General features: G+C 71.1%; 13 protein-coding genes, 1 tRNA gene and 1 riboswitch. Of the genes, 5 read left to right on the top strand and 9 right to left on the bottom strand.

Annotated features, from left to right (window positions below; genetic code table 11):
* Positions 1-239: 239 nt before the first annotated feature.
* Together ACFYYN_RS31020 and ACFYYN_RS31015 are read right to left on the bottom strand one after the other, a co-directional pair.
* A complete protein-coding gene (locus ACFYYN_RS31020) occupies positions 240-905 on the bottom strand; it encodes a nucleotidyl transferase AbiEii/AbiGii toxin family protein (protein ID WP_500548393.1) in 666 nt (221 codons plus the stop codon).
* Entirely contained in the window at positions 902-1,249 is a 348-nt protein-coding gene (locus ACFYYN_RS31015; RefSeq protein ID WP_500548392.1) for a transcriptional regulator, read from the bottom strand. Before ACFYYN_RS31015 ends, ACFYYN_RS31020 begins: the two co-directional genes overlap by 4 nt.
* A gap of 177 nt (positions 1,250-1,426) precedes the next feature.
* A riboswitch (TPP riboswitch) is annotated at positions 1,427-1,520 on the top strand.
* On the opposite strand from ACFYYN_RS31015, the gene ACFYYN_RS31010 reads away from it, so the two are divergent.
* The 3 genes from ACFYYN_RS31010 (at position 1,511) to thiE (ending at position 4,484) form a co-directional block, all read left to right on the top strand.
* Positions 1,511-2,917, top strand: a complete 1,407-nt coding sequence (locus ACFYYN_RS31010) for a purine-cytosine permease family protein (protein WP_500548391.1) — start codon at positions 1,511-1,513, stop codon at positions 2,915-2,917. Its footprint overlaps the riboswitch before it by 10 nt.
* A gap of 71 nt (positions 2,918-2,988) precedes the next feature.
* Positions 2,989-3,798, top strand: coding sequence for a hydroxyethylthiazole kinase (thiM, locus tag ACFYYN_RS31005; protein WP_500548390.1), 810 nt, complete (start codon positions 2,989-2,991; stop codon positions 3,796-3,798).
* The gene (thiE, locus tag ACFYYN_RS31000; RefSeq protein ID WP_500548389.1) at positions 3,795-4,484 is read left to right on the top strand and encodes a thiamine phosphate synthase; all 690 of its coding nucleotides are present in this window, start codon (positions 3,795-3,797) and stop codon (positions 4,482-4,484) included. Before thiM ends, thiE begins: the two co-directional genes overlap by 4 nt.
* A 35-nt stretch (positions 4,485-4,519) precedes the next feature.
* Here thiE and ACFYYN_RS30995 read toward each other — a convergent pair whose 3' ends face one another.
* The 4 genes from ACFYYN_RS30995 to ACFYYN_RS30980 form a co-directional block, all read right to left on the bottom strand.
* On the bottom strand, positions 4,520-4,918 hold the full coding sequence (locus ACFYYN_RS30995) for a VOC family protein (protein WP_500329293.1): 399 nt from the start codon (positions 4,916-4,918) through the stop codon (positions 4,520-4,522).
* A gap of 107 nt (positions 4,919-5,025) precedes the next feature.
* Entirely contained in the window at positions 5,026-5,289 is a 264-nt protein-coding gene (locus ACFYYN_RS30990) for a hypothetical protein (RefSeq protein ID WP_500548388.1), read from the bottom strand.
* A gap of 193 nt (positions 5,290-5,482) precedes the next feature.
* Complete coding sequence (locus ACFYYN_RS30985) at positions 5,483-6,046, bottom strand: TetR/AcrR family transcriptional regulator (RefSeq protein ID WP_500548387.1); 564 nt, start codon at positions 6,044-6,046, stop codon at positions 5,483-5,485.
* Positions 6,043-7,506, bottom strand: a complete 1,464-nt coding sequence (locus ACFYYN_RS30980) for an MFS transporter (protein WP_500548386.1) — start codon at positions 7,504-7,506, stop codon at positions 6,043-6,045. Before ACFYYN_RS30980 ends, ACFYYN_RS30985 begins: the two co-directional genes overlap by 4 nt.
* 863 nt (positions 7,507-8,369) lie before the next feature.
* On the opposite strand from ACFYYN_RS30980, the gene ACFYYN_RS30975 reads away from it, so the two are divergent.
* The gene (locus tag ACFYYN_RS30975; RefSeq protein ID WP_500548439.1) at positions 8,370-12,437 is read left to right on the top strand and encodes a Kelch repeat-containing protein; all 4,068 of its coding nucleotides are present in this window, start codon (positions 8,370-8,372) and stop codon (positions 12,435-12,437) included.
* A 237-nt stretch (positions 12,438-12,674) separates the two neighbouring features.
* Here ACFYYN_RS30975 and ACFYYN_RS30970 read toward each other — a convergent pair whose 3' ends face one another.
* The 3 genes from ACFYYN_RS30970 to ACFYYN_RS30960 form a co-directional block, all read right to left on the bottom strand.
* A complete protein-coding gene (locus ACFYYN_RS30970; RefSeq protein WP_500548385.1) occupies positions 12,675-13,319 on the bottom strand; it encodes an aggregation-promoting factor C-terminal-like domain-containing protein in 645 nt (214 codons plus the stop codon).
* 318 nt (positions 13,320-13,637) lie between these two features.
* Positions 13,638-13,712, bottom strand: a tRNA-Met gene (locus ACFYYN_RS30965).
* 403 nt (positions 13,713-14,115) lie between these two features.
* Positions 14,116-18,315 (bottom strand): carboxypeptidase regulatory-like domain-containing protein, encoded by a 4,200-nt coding sequence (locus tag ACFYYN_RS30960; RefSeq protein ID WP_500548384.1) that lies wholly within the window; start codon positions 18,313-18,315, stop codon positions 14,116-14,118.
* Positions 18,316-18,780: 465 nt separating this feature from the next.
* Here ACFYYN_RS30960 and ACFYYN_RS30955 point away from each other — a divergent pair, with 465 nt between their 5' ends.
* Positions 18,781-19,641 carry a D-alanyl-D-alanine carboxypeptidase family protein gene (locus tag ACFYYN_RS30955; RefSeq protein WP_500548383.1) on the top strand — a complete coding sequence of 287 codons (861 nt, stop codon included), beginning with the start codon at positions 18,781-18,783 and terminating at the stop codon, positions 19,639-19,641.
* The last annotated feature ends 470 nt before the right edge of the window (positions 19,642-20,111 follow it).

Here is a 20,111-nt window from a genome sequence, read left to right as displayed (position 1 = left end):
TGTCGCCGCGGACCACCCGAGTGGCCCGTCGCCGACGGTGCGGGAGCGGCGGGGCAGGACGCGGGAACTGCCGGAACGTCATGTCGGCGGTGGCGCGCCGGCGCCGCTGCGTGGCGCCCCCGCGCAGCGCCTGCCGGGCCAGGCACGGTGGCCGCACGTGCGCCTGGTCCACGGCTGCCGCTGCTTCCACGGGCGAAGCGTCCGGTTTCCGTGACCGAGCCTGCCGTCGGTGAGGGCGGTCAGTCGTCGAGCGGCTGGTCGTGGAGACGGGCGGTGAGATCGTCTGCCCATCTCTGGGCCCATGGGCGCAATTCGCCGATCGCGGGCTCGGTGAGGCCGTAGGCGGCGCATTCGGTGTCGTCGATCCAGTCCGCGCCGCCCAGGCGGGCCGGCAGGTCCTCCAGGTCGAAGGCGTCGCGGGCGTGGCGGCGGCCGAGCGCTTCGAGCTCGATCGCGGACCACAGGTGGGCCGCGGCACGGACGTCGATGAGGTCCCGGGCGATCCCGCGGTCGGCCGGTGCGCGGACCTTGGTACCCACCACGTCTTCGAGGGGCAGGACCGGTCCGTGGTCGGTGATCACGGCGGGGCGGGTGAGGACTTCCTTGAGGATGTCGAGCTCGCATTCCTCACCGCTGTCCGGGTCGGTCACGGTGAGACGCGCGGCCAGCGGATCCGCTTCCACGACGTGCGCCTGCCAGCCGCGGTCGCGAAGCCCGGCGGTGACGGTCACGGCGATCTGGTCCATCGGGTCGTTGTTGTCCGTGGCGACGTCGAGGTCCTGGCGGAGCCGTTGGACCAGGCCGTGCGCCTGCACCGCGTAGCCACCCGTGAGGACCAGGGGATACGGACTGCCGATGGTGAGGACATCCGCCGGCGGCCGGCGGTGCAGGGGACCGAGGTTCACGCTGCTCGAGGCGCCCGAGCGGGGAGTTCACTGAACGCGGCTTCCCAGACGTCGCGGATGTCGCGGCTGATCAGCGTGCGAAGCACGGGCCAGAGCTTGATGAGAAGGTCCCGGTCGAGGTAGCGGACCAAGTCGTCGTGGAGGCCCTCGGCCAGGACGGTCCGGTAACAACTCATACGCAGCCGCGGCTGGTCCAGATCGAACTCCGTCAGGCCCGACCAGGCCAGGTGCAGCGGCAGGGCGACCGTCCCGTGCGCGGGTCCCCGCAGAGCGGACAGCTCCGCGGGCAGCCGCCTGCGGAACCGATCGCGGCGCAGTTCTGGGGTGCTGGACGTCGATGCCATGCCCCGACTATTTCCCAGCCCGCGGTACCGGGGCCACAAACCCGCCGATCCGTGACGGGCGCCGTCGCCGTGACCGCCACGCCGCTCCAGGCGCCGGGTGGACGCTCGCGAACGGGTCCCTGCGGGAGGTCGCCCCGCAGGCGCACCGGGCGTCGCCGTCGGGTTAGTCTGTCCCCCGTACCGGACACGGGGTGCCCCGCCGAGGGCTGAGATCACACCCGTCGAACCTGAACCAGTTCGTACTGGCGGAGGGATGTCTCCATGCCATTGGCGCATGTTTCCGGCGGTCTGCCTGCCGACAGCCGACAGACCGTCTTCGACGGCCGCATGCCGGCGGCCGCCGGCGACCTGCGGATCGAAGCACACGGCATACGACCGGTCCCCGAGGGCAACCGCTACGGCGGACCGGGGCGGCTGTTCACCGTGTGGTTCGCGCCCAACCTCACCATGACCGGCGTGTTCACCGGCACCATCGGCATCGTCCTCGGCCTGGACTTCGCCACCGCGCTCACCGCCGTGGTGCTCGGCACCGTGATCGGCGCGATACCCACCGCCTACCTGGGCACCTGGGGGAGCCGGACCGGCGCGGGGCAGCTGCCGCTGGCCCGGCTGGCCTTCGGCCGGGCCGTCGCGCTACCCGGCATCCTGCAGTGGCTGTCCTCGGTCGCCTGGGACGCGCTGATCGGGCTCTTCGGCGGGGACGCGCTGGCGCGGCTGTGCGGCCTGCCCTTCTGGCTCGGGGTCCTCATCATGATGCTCGGGCAGGGCGCTCTCGGCGTCCTGGGCTACGAGGCCATCCACCGGCTCCAGATCGTCATGACCTTCGTGCTCGCCGTCGCCTTCGCCCTGATCGCCTGGAAGCTGCTCGACGGCGTCCACCCCGCGGTCACCGGCTCCGCCCACGGCGCCGACCGGGGCGGGGCGTTCGTCCTGACCAGCACCATCGCGCTGAGCCTGTCCCTGTCCTGGGCCCCGTACGCCAGCGACTTCAGCCGCTACCTGCCCCGGAGCACCTCGCGCTCGCGCATGTTCTGGTTCACCCTGGCGGGCCTGGTGGTGTCCTTCGTGGCCGTCCAGGTCCTCGGGTTGTGGGGCGCGTCCGTCCTGACCGACCAGACCGCCGCAGGCGTGGCCGATCTGCTGGGCGGTGGGCCGCTGGGGGCGTTCGGGCTGCTCGCCGTGGCCCTGGCGGCCCTGTGCAGCAACGCCATGAACGACTACAGCGGATCCCTGGCCCTGCAGACCGTCGGCGTCCGCGTTCCCCGCCCGGCGGCGGCCGCTTTCGCCGCCGTGCTCGGCTTCCCCCTGGTGCTGTGGATGCACGCCGCCGACACCACCGCCCGCTTCCAGAACGTGCTGCTGTTCGTCGGCTACTGGATCCCCGGCTTCGTGGCGATCGTCATCGTCGACTGGCTGGTCCGGGCACGGGCACGGGCGGGCGCGGAGATCGACCTCGCCGCCGAGACCGACCGGCCGCAGCCTGGCCTGCCCGCCGTGGTCGCGTTCGTGGCCGCCTTCGCCGCGGCCGTGCCGTTCATGGACACCACGCTGTACGTCGGCCCGGTGGCGGAGGCCCTGCACGGCGCGGACCTGTCGTACTACGTGGCCTTCCTCGTGGCCCTCGCGGTGTACACCCCGCTGCGACTGCGTCAGCGCTCGCGGCCCTGAACCGCCACGTCCCGAACCGCCGACCATCGCAGGCGCCCGCACACGTCCGTCCCCTCAAGGAGCGACACCGCATGCCCCCGACGTCCGCCGACCACACCGCCTTCGCCGCGGAGGCGCTCACGCGCCTACGGGCCCACTCCCCGCTGGTCCAGTGCCTGACCAACTCGGTGGTGACGGGGTTCACCGCCAACGTCCTGCTGGCGCTGGGCGCCTCGCCCGCCATGGTCGACATCCCGGGGGAGGCCGGACCGTTCGCCCAGGTCGCCTCCGGGGTCCTGGTCAACCTCGGCACCCCGCACGCCGAGCAGCGCTCCGCCATGGTCGAGGCCGCGCAGGCGGCCGCCACGGCCGGCACCCCGTGGGTGCTCGACCCGGTGGCGGTCGGCGCGCTGCCCGTGCGCACCGCGCTGGCGCACCAGCTCCTCGAATTGCGGCCGACGGTGATACGGGGCAACGCCTCGGAGATCATCGCGCTGGCGGGAGCGGGCGATGGCGGCCGCGGAGTGGATTCCTCCGACGGCGTCGAGGCGGCGGAGGAGACGGCGCAGCGCCTGGCCGGCACGACCGGCGGCGTGGTCGCCGTGTCCGGCCCCGTGGACTTCATCACCGACGGGGTGCGTACGGCCCGCATCGCCAACGGTGACGCGCTGCTCACCCGGGTGACGGGCGGGGGATGCGCGCTGGGCGCCGTGATGGCCGCCTACGCGGCGGTGGACGAGGACCCGTTCGCCTCGACGGTGGCTGCCGTCACCGCCTACACGGTCGCCGCCGAACTGGCCGCGAAGAAGGCCGCCGGGCCCGGCAGTTTCGCCGTGGAGTTCCTGGACGCGCTCGCCGGGTTGCGGGAGTCCGACATCGCCGAGCGGGCGGCCGTGTCGTGACGCTGACGCCGGTCGACCTGTCGGTCTACCTGGTTACGGACGCGGCCCAGTGCACGGCCCGGGGCCGCGGCGTGGCCGAGACCGTCGCCCAGGCGGTGGCGGGCGGCGTCACCGCGGTGCAGATCCGTGAGAAGCACGCCGACGGCGGTGCATTCCTGCGCACGGTCACGGAGGTGGCCGCGGTCCTCCCGGAGCGCGTGGCATTGATCGTCAACGACCGGGTGGACGTGTTCCTGGCCGCCCGCGCCGGGGGCATCCTCGTGTCGGGCGTCCACGTCGGACAGTCGGACCTGCCTCCGGCCGCCGTCCGCGAACTGATCGGACCGCACGCAATCCTGGGCCTCAGCGCCGCCACCCCCGAGGAACTGCGCGCGGCCGCCCAGGATCCGGCAGGCGTTCACCACGTCGGCATCGGCGCGCTGCACGCGACCCGGACCAAGGCGGACGCCCCGCCTTCGCTCGGCCTTGACGGCTTCGCCCGCCTTGCCCGGCTCAGCGCACTGCCCGCCGTGGCCATCGGCGGCGTGAACCCTGCCGACCTCCCGCGACTGCGGGAGGCCGGGGCAGCGGGCGCGGCCGTCGTGTCCGGCATCTGCGCCGCCGACGACCCCCGTGCCGCGGCCCGCGCGTACGCCCTCGCCTGGGGCCGTGTGCCGACCCGGAGCCGGGAGATGAAGCCCGCCTGACGGTGCGTGTTGCGCGGGGCCGTCGATCGCTCGGCTCAGTAGTCCTGCGGTGCCAAGGTGCGCAGGACGTCGAACTCGTTGCCCTCGGGGTCTGCCATGACCACCCAGTTCCGGTCCGGGCCCTGGCCCACGTCCACCGTGACGGCGCCGAGACCGAGCAATCTGGTCACCTCGTCCTTGGTGCTGCCGTCGATCGGGCTGACGTCGAGGTGAAGCCGGTTCTTGACGGTCTTGCCCTCGGGCACGCGGATGAACACCAGGGTGGGCGGCATCTGGCGGGCCCGGACATCCTCGACGGTCGGCACCCATGAGCCGATCTCGACCTTGCCCTCGCTCCGGTCGATCACCTTGAAGTCCAGGACCTCGCACCAGAAGGCCGCGAGCCTGTCCGGATCGTGGCAGTCGACGGTCAACTCGGTGAACCTGCTTGTCATGCTTCTCCCAGATAGTGAGGACGGGGCTCAGCGTAGGTCGCCCGCCGACGGATCGGAGATCTTTTTGCCCAGGGGCAACAGACGGGCTTGATCCGGGAGGGAACTCCTCAGCGTCGGCCGGCGGTCCGCCTTCGGCGTTCCCGCAGACTCACCGCCCAGGCGGCCAGGATCAGGACGAGGTCTGAACCCGCGACGATCCGGACGGCCGGGGTGCCGAACCTCTGCCACGACGCGGAGACGACACCCGCCGCTCCGGCGACCAGAAGCAGCATCGGCAGCCGGCGCCGCCAGGTTGGCAACGTGTCCGTACGCCAGACGGAACAGCTCATCCAGGCCACGGCGAGCACGATGCACCAAGCGAAGCCGCTCATCAGAACTCCATGAACCGCAGGCACCCGATCTCAGTCCGTTCGATCGGCGAGACGATCTTGCTCCCCGCAGGAGGGCGAAGGCAAGGGCTCACCGCCGGGAGATCCCGGAGCGGTTCGTACCGGCGGCGGGGTCGGCGAAGTGGAGCAGCCGAAGGTGCGCCGGCCGGGCTCGAGGCTCTCGTACGGCCCGCCGTCAGACGTCCATGCCCCCCAGGGCCGCGCGGACCAGGGGTACCAGATCGTCCAGGTCGGCGGCCGCGAGCTCGGCGAGCGTTCCCGCGCCGCGGGCCAGCAGCACCCCGATGAAGGCGGCAGCCGCCACCTCGGCCCGCAGTTGGGGCCGGTCCAGCCCGTCGCGGATGAACCGCTCGCGCAGCGGGTCGACCACGCGCAGGTACAACTGGGCGCGGGCGGCGTCCTGCACGGCGTCGTCGTCGTGGGCGTGGACGGCCGAGCGGAAGACGGGGCCGGTGCCGCGCTGGTCCCCGCGGTCGAACAGTGCGCGCAGACGCTCGGGTGCGAGCAGGTCCGGTGGGGTCGCGTCACCCAGTTCGGCGCGCAGCACCGCGGTGTACAGGCCGCTCTTGTTGTTGAAGTACCGGGCGATCAGCGCCGGGTCGACGCCCGCCCGCTCCCCGATGTCGCGGATCGTGGTGCGGTCGAAGCCCCGCTCGCTGAAGAGCTCGCTCGCCGCCTGGAACAGCCTTTCGCGGCTGCGGGTGGAGTCGCGCTTGCGTGAGGGTGTGTCCTCGTTCACCGTGCCGCCTCCTGCGGCGCCGATTCCCCACCGTGCGTCACGGCGGCCGCGCCCGGTGCGGGAGCCGCAACGGCAGTGCGCCGGTGCCGCGGCGGGAGGACGGCGGTGAACAGGATCATGGCGACCCACACCCCGCAGGCCAGGAGCGCGGCCGTCCGGTAGCCGTCACCCGTGGGCAGCGCGGTGCCGGCGGCGGTGTGGGCCTGCAGGATCGTGGCGCTCAGCACGCTTCCGGTGGAGTAGCCGACGTAGCGCAGCACCTGGTTGAAGCTCATCGCACTGCCCGTCTCGTGTGCGGGTACGGAACCCACGATCATGCCGGGCATGACGGCGAACATCCAGCCGACCCCGAAGCCGGCCACCGTCATGATGACGAACAGCTCCCACAGCTGTCCGCGGGCCAGGGCGAAGGCCAGCACAGCGCCCAGGGAGACCGCGCCCCCGAGCGACAGCACCAGTGCGGTGGGAGCCCGCCGGGCCAGCAGCGGCACCACCCGGCCGGCGGCCATGCTGGCGAGGGAGAAGGGCAGCAGCACCAGCCCGGTGACGGCCACAGAGGCGCCGAACCCGTAACCGGCCTCGCGCGGCGTCTGCACGAACCGGGTGACCAGCGACAGCAGCAGGTACATCCCGAGGCCGGCCACCAGCGCGGTCACGTTCGCGGTGAGCACCGTGCGGTCCTTGGTCAGCCGCAGGTCGACCAGCGGCCGCGCGGTCCGCAGTTCGTGCACGACCCACAGTGCGAGCAGCAGGAAGCTGCCCACGACCAGGGCGAGCAGCCGCGCGGAGTCCCACCCCCAGAGCTCGGCCTCGCTCAGGGCGAGCAGCAGTCCCGCGAGTCCGGTGCCGAGCAGCACCGCGCCCGGCACGTCCAGCCGCGGGGCGGCGCGGCGCGGGGACGGCGGCAGGACCACGGCGGCCGCCACCAGGGCGGCGGCGCTGACCGCCGCCCCGAACCAGAATCCGGCGTACAGCCCGTAGGACTGCGCGATCAACCCGGTGACCGGGTACCCCAGACCGACGCCGGCGACGGTGGTGATCGACAGCAGGGCCACCGCGGGGCGGGACCGTTCCGGCGGCAGGGCGTCGCGGGCGGTGGCGATCGCCAACGGGGTGAGGCCCAGCCCGAGGCCCTGCAGCGCGCGCCCGGTCACCAGACAGCCGATGCCCAGCGGCAGCGCCGCCAGGACACAGCCGGTGAGCACCGCGACCAGGGCCCCGAGGATCACGGGGCGTCGGCGTGGACCGTCCCCCAGCCGTCCCATCACCGGAGTGACGACAGCGCCCACGAGCAGCGTGACGGTCAGCGACCACTGCGCGTCGCTCAGGGAGACGTGCTCCTCGGCGGCGATGGTCGGCACCAGTGGGGCGCCGAGGCTGCTGACCACGGCGACCAGCATGCCGAGCGAGACCAGTACGGGAACCAGCGCTCGCTGCCGCGCGGACCGGGGCTCCGCCATCGCGGGATTCTCCACGGCTCTCCTCGATGTCATCAGGCGATGTCTTCAGCTGAAGTCATCGCCTGATGACATTATTCCCGACACCTCCCTGGCGCGTTCCCCGGCGGGGTTGGGCGGGCCGCGTCTCCGTCGAGGAACTGCGGTGCAAGACGCCGATGCGTGCTGCAGCCGATCTGCGACAAAGCCGTCCATCAGGAATGCGGTACGGCCTGAGATTCCCCCGGATCATCCCTGCAACCTGATGACGGGTCAGTAAAGCGGAGTGGTGGAAGCCGCCGTCCGAGATGCGGTGCGCAATTCCGTCGGACGCCGGGAAGGTGGCATTGGGACGTGCCGCAAGCGGGCTCCGCGGATACGACGGGTCACGTCAGGACATATCCGGCGGACGGACCTATCGCGCGCCGAGTTGTCAGCGAATGGGCTGCTGACCAGCGCAAATGCCATCCGGGAACCTTGATCCATTCTCCGGGGTGCTGGCGTCTTTCCGTCGCGTGTCGTATTCACGCCCTCGATACGTGCAGTGACCACTCACGAGTAACAGAAGCCCAGCGTTCACTCAGCGAACACACTACAACACCAATTCCCCTCCAAAACGCCCAACAATCACCGTCGTCGTACACGTGCAGCATTCGAGCGATGACGTTCGGTCACCATCGGTGCCGATTCTTCCTTGTTGACATGAACAGAGCGGAACTCGCTAATGGGCTCCGGTGAACGCTCGGACGTTCGCCGTCGCCCGGGAGCCGTACACGGCTCTATCCCTGCACGCACGCATGGGAGTCACGTTGCGCAGACCAGCGAGAACCACCAACCCCCTCCGCCGGACGGTGACCAGAGGACTGGCCGTCCTCGGCGCCGCCGCCATGGCGGTGCTCGGAGTACAAGCACCGGCATTAGCCACCGGGGCCGCAGGCGCGAAGTCCGCCGCCTCGGCCACCGAAGGCCGCCCCTCCTTCGAACCCACCTGTGACGACGCCAAGCCCGGCCACTTCAGCTGCTTCGCCCTGCGCCGCACCGACGTGAAGCCGGTCAAGGGCCTGCTGCGGGCGGCCGACACCCCGGCCGGCTACGGTGCCGCCGATCTGCAGAGCGCCTACGACCTGCCCGCCGACGGGGGCGCCGGACAGACCGTCGCCATCGTGGACGCCTTCGACGACCCGACCGCCGAAGCGGACCTGGCCGTCTACCGGGCGCAGTTCGGGCTGCCGGCCTGCACCACGGACAACGGATGCTTCCGCAAGGTCGACCAGCGCGGCGGCACCGATTACCCCGTACCGGACCCCGGCTGGGCCGGTGAGATCTCGCTCGACGTCGACATGGTCTCCGCGATCGCGCCCAACGCGCACATCCTGCTGGTCGAGGCCGACGACAACAGCTTCGAGAGCCTGTCCGCCGCCGTCGACCAGGCGGTCGCGCTTGGTGCGAAGTACGTCTCGAACTCCTACGGCACCGACTACCGCGGCGGGAACGGCGAGGACCCGTCCGAGACCACGGACCTCGACGCCCACTACAACCACCCCGGCGTCGCGATCACCGCGTCCACCGGCGACTACGGCTACGGCGTGAGCTACCCGGCCGCCTCGCAGTACGTGACCGCGGTTGGCGGCACCACGCTGACCCGCGCGCCGTCCACCCCCCGCGGATGGACCGAGGACGCCTGGAGCCTGGCCGGTTCCGGCTGCTCGCTGTACGAGCCCAAGCCCGCCTTCCAGCACGACACCGGCTGCGACAACCGCGCACTCGCCGACGTCTCGGCCGTCGCGGAGGACGTGGCGGTCTACCAGACCTACGGCCACAACGGCTGGGCGGTCTACGGCGGCACCAGCGTCTCGTCGCCCATCATCGCCTCGGTGTACGCCGCCGCCGGCACCCCCGTCGCCGGCTCGTACCCGAACGCGTACCCGTACGAGGCCGGCACCGGACTCAACGACATCACCACCGGCAGCAACGGCAGTTGCTCCCCGTCGTACCTGTGCAACGGAGCCACCGGCTTCGACGGCCCGACGGGCCTCGGCACGCCCGCCGGTCTGAACGCGTTCCGCACCGGCGCGCACGGCGTGATCGCCGGAACCGTGACCGACAGCGCCACGGGCAAGGCGGTCAGCGGTGCCACCGTCACGGCGGGCACCGGCATCGCCCACACCGACGCCTCCGGCGCCTACTCCCTGACCGTGCCCACCGGCACCTACGACGTCTCCGTCGAGGCGTTCGGCTACGCCGACGGCTCGGCCGACGGGATCGTGGTCGACGAGGACGCCACGGTCACCAAGAACTTCAGCCTCTCCCCGGTGCCCAGCCAGACGGTCGCCGGCAAGGTCACCGACGGCTCAGGCCACGGCTGGCCGCTCTACGCCAAGATCACCGCGGACGGCGTCCCCGGCATGGTGTGGACCGATCCCGCGACCGGTGCGTACAGCCTGGACCTGCCCCAGGGGCACTCCTACACCCTGCACGTCGCGTCGGCGACGCCCGGCTACGAGACCGTCAGCAAGACGGTCACCGTCGGCGACTCGGCGCAGACGGTGGGCATCGCGGTCCCGGTCGACTCCTGGACGGCGAACCCGCCCGGATACCGGGTCGACGTGACCGGCACCACCGAACCGTTCGACGCCACCGACGCCCCGCCCGCCGGCTGGACGGTGGACAACGCCAAGGACACCACGGGCGGCTGGCAGTTCGACGACCCGGGCGACCGCGGCAACCACACCGGCGGTGACGGCGCGTTCGCCGTCATCGACAGCGACCACTTCGGCGGCGGCGTCACCCAGGACACCTCGCTGATCAGCCCGGTCTACGACTTCACCGGCAAGAACGACCCCGAGGTCGCCTTCGACACCGAGTACAAGCAGTACGGCGGCCAGTCCGCGGCCGTCGAGGCGACCGCGGACGGCGGCAAGACCTGGACCAAGATCTGGTCGCCCGGCTCGGACGTCACCGGGGACCACATCGAGGCCTCGCTGTCCGACTTCGCCGGCAAGTCCGAGGTGCAGCTGCGCTTCCACTTCACCGGGAGCTTCGGCTGGTGGTGGGCCGTCGACAACGTTTTCATCGGCAACCGGCAGCTCACCCCCGTCCCCGCCGGCCTGGTCGTGGGCACCGTGACCGACGCCAACACCGGTAGCGGCATCGTCGGTGCCACCGTCACCAGCCAGGACAAGCCCACCGAGAAGACCACCACCGGGGCCACCCCCGACGACCCGAACCTGCCCGACGGCTACTACTCGTTCGTCTCGACCGCCTTCGGCAGCCACCCCTACACCGCGGCCAAGGCGAAGTACACCTCGCTGACCAAGACCGCCAAGGCGGGGGCCGACAGCGCCGTCCAGGCGAACTTCAAGCTCAAGGCCGGTCAGGTCGCGATCACCCCGGCCTCCGTCTCCGCCTCCGTCGCCTGGGGCGGGGCCAAGACGCAGAAGCTGACCGTCAGGAACACCGGCGGCGCCGCCGCCACGGTCAAGCTCGGCGAACAGGCCGGCGGCTTCACCCAGCAGGCCAAGGGCGCCGCGCTGCAGACCGTCAAGGGCAACTTCAACCCGCTGTCCAGCAACGCCCGGGCGCCGGCCGGCACGGCCAAGCCCGCCGCGGCGGTCCCTGCCGACGACACCTGGCAGACGGCCCCGGACCTGCCGGCCGCCCTCATGGACAACGCCGTCGACACCCTGGACGGCAAGGTCTACTCGGCCTTCGGGTACAACGGATCGACCGACGTGAAGGACCTGTACGTCCTCGACCCGGTGGCCGGTGCCTGGACCAAGCTGGCGAGCGCGTCCGACACCCGTGAGGACCCCGCGCACGGGTTCATCGACGGCAAGCTCTACGCCGTCGGCGGCTGGGGCCCGTCGGGCACGCCGGACGCCAAGCTGGAGATCTACGACCCGGCGTCCGACAGCTGGACCACCGGGGCGTCCGCGCCCAAGCCGTACGCCGGTTCCGGCACCGCCGTCCTGGACGGCAAGCTCTACATGATCGGCGGCTGCGGCGCCGACTTCTGCGGCACGACCGACGCCAGCGTCTACGACGCGGGCACCGACAGCTGGTCCCAGATCGCGGCCTACCCCGAGCCCATCTCGTGGGAGGCGTGCGGCGCCATCGACGGCCAGATCTACTGCGCCGGTGGTCTGGGTGCCAGTGAGAACGACGTCATCCACACCTACGCCTACGACCCGGGCGCCGACAGCTGGTCGCAGCTCGCGGACGTCCCGGCCCCGCAGTGGGGCACCCACTACTCCGCGGCCAACGGGCGCCTGCTGCTGGTCGGCGGAATCGGCAACAACGCCCTCACCAACCGGAGCCAGGCCTTCGACCCGAGGTCCGGCACCTGGGCCGCCCTGCCCAACGCCAACGTCGCCACCTACCGCGGCGGCGGCGCACCCGGCTTCTACAAGGTGGGCGGCGGCAACGCCCCCGGCAGGCCGATCAGCAAGGTCGAGGTGCTGCCCGGCTACGACCAGGGCGGGGCGAGCGACGTCGACTGGCTGAGCACCAGCGTCCAGGAGCTCACCCTGCAGCCCGGGGCCAGCACGACCGTCACCGTTTCGCTGGACGCCACGGCTCCGTCCGTGACCCAGCCCGGTGACCTCACCGCCGGCCTGAGCGTGGGCACCGACACGCCGTACGCGGTGCCGCGCATCCCGGTCAGCCTGCACGTCGACCCGCCCAAGACCTGGGGGAAGATCACCGGTCTCGTCCTGGGCAACAAGGCCACCGGCGGCACCGCACCCCTGGCCGGCGCGACCGTGCAGATCGACAGCTGGGCCTCGTCCTACACGCTCACCACGTCGGCCGACGGCACGTACGGACTGTGGCTCGACGTCCGCAACAACCCGCTCACGGTCATCGTCGCCAAGGACGGCTACCAGCCGACCGTCACGACGGTGAAGCTGAAGAAGGGAGCTACGGTCACCGCCAACTTCACCCTCAAGCGCAAGTAACCGGGCGAGCGCCGGGAACGGCGCCGACGGCCCGCGCGACGGGTCGTCGGCGCACCCCGGACGTGAACTCCGGGCCCGCTGCGGGAGATGAAGTTCCGCGGCCACGGCGCACCCCCGTCCGGGGGTGCGCCGTGGCCGCGCGGTGGGTCTGCCGATGGTGTCGGTCAGGGCGGCAGAGGGGACCGTGGCGTTCCTGAGCAGCGTGCCGGCTCGCCGCGGTGGGGGAGCAACGGCTGGTCAGTACCAGTGGTTGGTCTGCCAGAACGACCATGCGCCGCAGGGGCTGTCGTAGGCGGCGTTCATGTAGTTCAGGCCCCACCTGATCTGGGTGCGCGGGTTGGTACGCCAGTCGGCGCCCGCGGTGGACATCTTGGTGCCCGGCAGGGCCTGGACGAGCCCGTACGCGCCGGAAGAGGCGTTGGTCGCGGTGTAGTTCCAGCCGCTCTCACGGGTGACGATCTGCGAGAAGCACTGGAACTGGGAGGAGTCGCCGATGATCTCGCGCGCCATCGCCTGGATCTCGGCGGTGGAGTAGGAAGCCGTGACCACCTGGGCGGCGGCCTTCTTCTTCTCCTCGGCCTTCCTCTTGGCCTCCTTGCGGGCGGTGGCGTCCTGGGCGGCCTGCCGGCGGGCCGATTCCTCAGCGGTCCTGCGCGTGGTGACGTCAGCGGCGTCCGTCTGCGCCTGCACCTGATGCGTGAGCGAGGCCTGCTGAACGTGCTGGCCGGCGGTTATGTCCGCGAGGACGGTCGTCGTGTCGGCGGCGGCGACGGGCTGCAGGCCCGTCTGCTCGCCTTCGGAGGCGACACCGACGACGGCGCCCACGGTGGTGACCGCAGTGGCCGAAGCCACCGCGAATCCCCGGACCGAGATCCGGCTCACACGGTTTCCTTCCGCATCGCCCGCTTGGTCACCTCACGGACGTGAACATGCCCCCTCGCACCGGCTCCATCGTCGTGCACCAGTGAGCGCGGGCGGCCCACGGCACACCTTTCAATTCCGAGGTTCCGTACACCTGGTGGTGGCGGATGAGCCATGGGCAGGGTCTGACAAGATCGACAGCTTGCCCCATCCGGACACGGAAGCGCAACGGTCGGAAGCTTTCCGAGTCACATGGGTCGGTCGCTCCACCGACCGCCGGGCACCGCGGTGCACACGGGTCCGGCCCCTGCCACATGATGTGGCAGGGGCCGGATGTCGTAGCGGGGGCGGGATTTGAACCACGCGACCTCTGGGTTATGAGCCCAGCGAGCTACCGAGCTGCTCCACCCCGCGTCGGTGAGTCCACCATACGTCATCCGGGCGGGTCGGGCTGACATTTGGCGTCGCGAGCCCAGGAGGCGTCCGTACGGCTCGCATGTGCGGCGGCCGCGCCGACGACCGGGGGTGGGATGGTCGCGGCGCGGCCGTACTCCGTCGGCTGCCCCGTACGGCCGCAGCCATGCACCCGCCGCCCGACGCACCGGTGGCCGGGCGCCGTGCTCGGGGATACGGCGCCCGGCCTGTCGACGGGAGGAACCCGTCGCGGCTACGGCGAGCGTCCCGCCACGGCCCTCGGGTCGATGGCGCGGCGCGCCCAAGGGACCGGACGGATCGTCCGGGTGGACCATGGCGGCGGCTGTGCGCAGCCCACTCCGGACCGCGCACGGCCGCCGCCGTCCCGGGGAGGCCGTGGCCGCTACACCCGTTTCAACGTGACGTCGTGGGTGACGGTGGCTCCCCTCTTGAGCCGCACGGTGGCCACGGCCGGCCGGTAGCCGTCCTTGGCGACGATGACGGTCAGCGGGTTGTCACGGCTGTCGAGCCACAGCCCGAAGGTGCCGTCCGCGCGCGTCGTCAGCGTGTAGGAGCCGGCCCAGCCGTCGATCTGCACGGTCGCGCCCGCCAGGGGAGCCGTGCCTCCTGCCGGGGTCGCCCCGAGGATCGTTCCGCTGATGGCGCCCCATGTCCTGGGCGGGTCGACGTGCAGGGACACGGGGATGTCGGGCAGTGCGTAGGGGGTGTCGGTGAACAGGGCCAGCCGGGCACCGTAGGCGCCGGGCTGCGCGACCTCCAGTTTCGCGGTGTCGAAGGTGAGCGTGAGCACCGTCTTCTGGCCGGGGGCCAGGGTGATCTTCTTGGCGGACTCGCCGAGCCAGGTGACCTCCGACAGTCCCGCCTGGTCGTAGCCGGGCAGGAGCTCGACGGTGGTGGTGGGGGAGAGCTCGTACGCGTCGACGGTGCCGCCGACCTTGTAGAAGCCCGTCGCGCCGCCGCTTCTGAACGTGCTGGTGTTGGCGTCGGGCAGGGTGCTCCACGTGCCGGTCGCGGGGTCGAGGGCGAAGCCCTGGTTCGTCAGCTGACTGTCGTCGGTCACTCCGCCGGAGATCAGCAGCAGTCCGTTGGCCGCGGTGTGCGCAGCCCCCCACAGCGGGATCGGCATGTCGGGCAGGGCCGACCACGTGTCGGTGGCGGGGTTGTAGACGTACGCGGAGGAGACGGCGACGGCGCCTCCGCTCTCGCCGCCGGCGCAGTAGATCCTGGTTCCGATGGCGGCGCAGGACTGCCAGGCGATGGGTTCCGGATACGGGGCGATCTCGGACCAGCGGTTGTCCCGGGGATCGTAGACGGAGGCGTCGGTCGTGCCGCAGCTCGTGGCCGCGCAACCGCCGATCGTGTACAGCTTTCCGTCCAGGACGGTGCTGCCCGATCCGGCGTAGGCCTTGGGCGCCTTCGCGCCGCTGGTCCAGGTGTTGCGGACCGGGTCGTAGACGTCCAGGCCCGGGTCGATGCCGCCGGTGCTGCTGCCCCAGCCCCCGGCGGCGTAGAACTTGCCGTCGATGAAGCCGTGCGCGGGAGCGCGGCGCGGGTGCGGGGACGAGGTGAGCTGGGTCCAGGTCCCCGTGTCCGGGGTGAGGCGGTACAGGTCACCGGTGTCGTCCTCCCCGTCGTACCCGTAGGCCGAGTAGACCTTGCCGTCGTAGGTGTCGACGGCGTTGTCCATGATGGCCGTGGGCAGGTCGGCGACGGGCTTCCAGGCGTCACCCGAGGGTCCGGCCGTGGTGGAGGCAGCCGCGCGCCCGGCGGTCCGCGTGGTGCGGCCGTCGATCTGCGCGGAGTGCCCGTCGGCGCGGGAGGACGGGAGCAGACGCTGGGTGGCGCGGTGGAGAGGTGCGCCCTCGGCGGTGCTGCCGGAGCCCGCCCGTTCCGCCAGCGTCAAGGTGGCCTGCGCGCCTCCGGTGTTGGTGACGGTCAGTTTGTGCGTCGCGCTCTTGCCCAGGATCGCGGTGGCCTCGATCGGGTCGGTCGCCAGGGACAGTTGACCCGCTGCGAGTTTCCATGACGAGGTGACGACGGTGTCGGCGCGTGCCGCGACCGTCTTGGTCCGCTCGGTGTAGCGCGGCGTCGATGCCGTGAGGGCGTGCTTGCCCGGCGGCGCGGTCAGCGTGAAGAAGCCGTCGCCGAGGTTCGGGTCGTCGGGTGTCGCCGCCGTGGTCGCGCTCAGGCCGGTCTCGTCGCGGTCGGTGACGGTGGCGGATGCCAGCCCCGTGCCCGTGTTGGCGTCGGTGACGGTTCCGGTGATCAGGCCGGACGGGGTGGGGGTGAGTTCCCGGCCGCCGATGAAGACGTTGTCAACGGCCCACCACAGGGCGTAGGAGGCGGAGTAGTGGAACCGCAGCCGGACCGAGGGCTCGCCCGCGTACGCGGCCAGGGGCACCTCGAGGTGTGCCGGGCCGGCCGCGTCGTTGGTGAGGGACCGGATGTTCTTCCAGGTGTGGCCGTCGTCGGTGCTCGCGTCGAGGTCGGCGGTCTGACCGAAGAAGGGCATCAGGTCGGTGTCGAAGGCCAGCTCGGGGACCGCGACGTCGGTGAAGTCGAACCGCGGACTGACCAGGCTGGAGTCCTGGCCGGCCGGGTAGCCGTAGTGGTCGCTGTCGACCACCGCGAAACCACCGTCGCCACCGGTGGTGTTGGAACGCGAACCCGGGTCGTCGAACGCCCAGCCGCCCTGCGTTCCCTCGGCGTTGACCACCGACCAGCCCGCGGGCGCGGAGTCCGTCGAGGCGAACTCCTGCGTCGGGCCGGTCAGCTTCGGCGCGTAGGCGGGGGTGCCGGCCGACCAGACGTCGGCGGGTACCGGGATGTCGAGCTGCTGCGCCGCCGTGCCTGCCGCGAGGTGCCGGGTGACTTCCTCGTAGCCGGGGAGGGAGGCCGTGATCCGCAGGGTGTGCGCGCGGTTCTGGGGGAGCCTGACGCTGTACGCGCCGGTCGCGGGGTCGGTCCACACCGGGCCGGCGGGCGAGCCGTCCACGGCGATCTTGGCGTAGAGCGGCCAGTCGTGGCCGGAACCGTCGGTGACCTTCCCCGTGACCGTGCGGCTGGGCACCGTGTGGAGTGCGTAGTCCCTCGTCAGAGCGGCGCCGTCGGCGATGGCGACGTCCGGCGTGGACACGGTCGCATAGCCGAAGGCCTCGACGCCGATGTCGTAGGTTCCGGCAGGCAGGGACAGCGTGTAGGCCCCCGAGGCGTCGGAGTGCACCACGACGTCACCGCCCGATATCGCGGCCCCGGCCACCGGCTTGCCGGTCCCGGAGTCGGTGACCGTCCCGGAGACCTCCCCGCGCGGCCCGCCGCGGAACGCGCCGAGGCCCCGGGGCGTACCCAGCCCGGTCGGTCCGTCGTATCCCGGCCCCGCGGTGCACAGGTAGGCGGGGTCGCACTCGCCGTTGGCCCCGCTGGTCACGTCGTTGAGGCCGCCGGCGGCGGCGTAGGGGTAGGAGTTGGGGTAGCTGTCGGCCGCCGGCGTTCCGGCCGCCGCGTAGACCCCGGCGATGATCGGCGTGGCCGCGCTGGTCCCTCCGTAGACCTGCCAGCCGGTCTGCCCGTAGGTCTGGTAGACCGCCACCCCGGTGGCGGGGTCGGCGACGGCCGAGACGTCCGCGACGGTACGCCGTGGGCAGCCGGTGTCCTTCTGGAAGGCCGGTTTCGCCTGGTAGGCGGAGCAGCCCGAGCCGGTGCCGTCGTTCCCGTTGCTCCAGACCGACTCCGACCATCCGCGCGGAGCGCTCGGGTCCCGTGCGAGGGAGGTGCCGCCGACCGAGGTGACGTACGGGGAGGCGGCGGGGTAGGGGACACCGTAGTTCAGGTCTCCCGACGCGACGACCATGGCGACACCGGGGTGGTCGTAGTGCGTGTCGGTGGTCTCGGCGGGGTCCTCACCGCCCCCGGGGTAACTGTCGTAGTAGGAACCGTAGGAGTTGGAGACGAACTTGGCGCCGAGAGCGACGGCCTGGTCGACGGCCGCCCCGAGGTTCCCGCGGTCGGCGCTGTCGGCCTCGACCAGCAGGATGTGCGCGTTCGGCGCCACGGCCGAGACCATGTCCAGGTCCAGCGAGATCTCCCCGGCCCACTCGGGGTCGGGCTGCGGGTAGTCGGTGCCGCCGCGCTGGTCGACCTTGCGGAAGCAGCCGTTGCCGGTGGTGCAGGCCGGCAGTCCGTACTGCTGCCGGTACACCGCTAAGTCCTGCTCGGCGGTGGGGTCGTCGTACGCGGCGACCACGGCGACGGTCTGGCCGGCGCCGCCATTGGACGGGAGGTCGTAGGCGCTTCGCAGATCGCCGGGGCCGTACCCGGCCGGTTCCGACGACCGCCTGGCGGTCGCGAGGTCCGTGCGGCGCAGGGCGAAGCACGCGAACTCGTTCTTCTCGGGTGTGGAGCAGGAGGGCTCCATGGACAGCCCGTTGTCCCTGCCGGTGTCCGCGCCCTCGTGTGTCGTACCGGCCGGCGTCTGTGCGGTGGCCGATGCCTGCGTCCCCAGCAGGGTGAGCAGTGACAGGCTCAGTACCGTCAGGCCCGCGGTGAGTCTGTGCCGTCCGAAGCGCGTGAGCTTTCTCGACATGTGCAAGTAAGTGATCCCATCTGGACAGTGATGCGCCATCAGTCTTCGGCGATGGCGAATGAATCCATTCACTGCGGGGCCATTAGACATCGTTTCTGCTGGCTGGGTGGCTGGTTGAGCCGATCTTGGCGGAGCGGCCCCAGGGCGGTGCGCGGCGTCGGGCGGGCGGCCGGGAGGTGCCGGCGGCCGTCGCGCATGCGCATGCCGGTCCCGCCGTGGTCCTGGATGGCGGAGGGCGCGTGCCGGGGGCGGCATCGTGCCGCACCGGCCCGAAATCCACCGCACAGGGGTGATTGGACGCTTATGCCCGAATGAATCGCATGAGAAGTCGGAAAATTCTCGACGGGATGTGCATCCCTTTGCGCCCCTCGGGAGTCCTATCGGCTGGCGGCTTCGTCATGCCGTCAACCCATAGGAACATTTGGGGTATACACTTTGAAAAACGGCATAAAGATCACATCCCGCGTGTCCGCGGTGACGATCACTGCGGGAGTAGTGTTGTCCGCCGCGGCACTTACCGTCCCGGCGCAGGCCGCGACGCTCACGGTGCCCACGATCACCGCCAAGGGCGGCTTCGTGATGAACAACGCGACGGGTAAGGCCCTCTACTCGAAGGCCGCCGACACCCGCCGTTCCACCGGCTCCACCACCAAGATCATGACCGCTCGCGTCGTGCTCGCCCAGCCGAATCTGAACCTTGACGCCAAGGTCACGATTCAGAAGGCGTACAGCGACTACATCGTCTCCAAGGGCGCCTCCTCGGCGCATCTGATCGTCGGTGACAAGGTGACGGTGCGTCAGTTGCTGTACGGGCTGATGCTCCCGTCCGGCTGCGATGCGGCCTACGCTCTCGCCGACAAGTTCGGCAGCGGTTCCACGCGGGCCGCGCGGGTCAAGTCGTTCATCGGCAAGATGAACTCGACCGCCAAGAGCCTGGGTCTGAAGAACACCCACTTCGACTCGTTCGACGGCATCGGAAACGGGGCGAACTACTCGACCCCTCGCGACCTGACCAAGCTCGCCAGCAGCGCGATGAAGTACTCCACCTTCCGCACCGTCGTGAAGACGAAGGCGACCAAGCAGAAGGTGACCACGAAGAGCGGTGGCTACCGCTACATGTCGTGGACCAACACCAACACGCTGTTGAAGAGCTACTCCGGGACCATCGGTGTCAAGACCGGTTCCGGCGCGGTTGCGAAGTACTGCCTGGTCTTCGCCGCGACCCGGAACGGCAAGACGGTCATCGGTACCGTTCTCGCCTCCTCCTCGGCGACCAGCCGTGCCTCGGACGCGACGAAGCTGATGAACTACGGGTTCAAGAAGTAGGCAAGCCCACCATGGCGAAGGGTGTGCCCACGACCCCGCGGTCGTGGGCACACCCTTCGTCGTTCGCCGGCGGACCTGCCCGGCGCCGGCATCCGGCGCAGCGACCGGGATGTCGGTCCCGGAAGTCGGCGGCAGGCAATGGGCAATGGGCAATCCCGTCCCCGCCGTACGGCCGAGTCGCCCGCGGGCGGGTGAAACGTCAATGGGTAAATAATTGACGCGACTTTGCCCGGTAAGCGACCGGGCCGGGGCCGCCCACGGAAACCGGGAAAGGCGGGGATGTCGGCGAATACCCCGGTACGTCGCGCCATGGGGACCAGTCAGGCGCAAGCAGGGTGCACGGGCTCCGCGGTGGTACAAGGGTGGCAGACCGGGAATCGGGCGATGCGTGCGTCAACCACCCTCATGATGCGACCTGTCACGCATGGCGTCATTGATCCCCACCCGCTCTCCGGAATCCGGACACATTC

The sequence above is a fragment of the Streptomyces sp. NPDC001902 genome (genome assembly GCF_042891295.1).
GTDB lineage: Bacteria > Actinomycetota > Actinomycetes > Streptomycetales > Streptomycetaceae > Actinacidiphila.
This window is presented reverse-complemented; position numbering and strand designations above follow the sequence as displayed.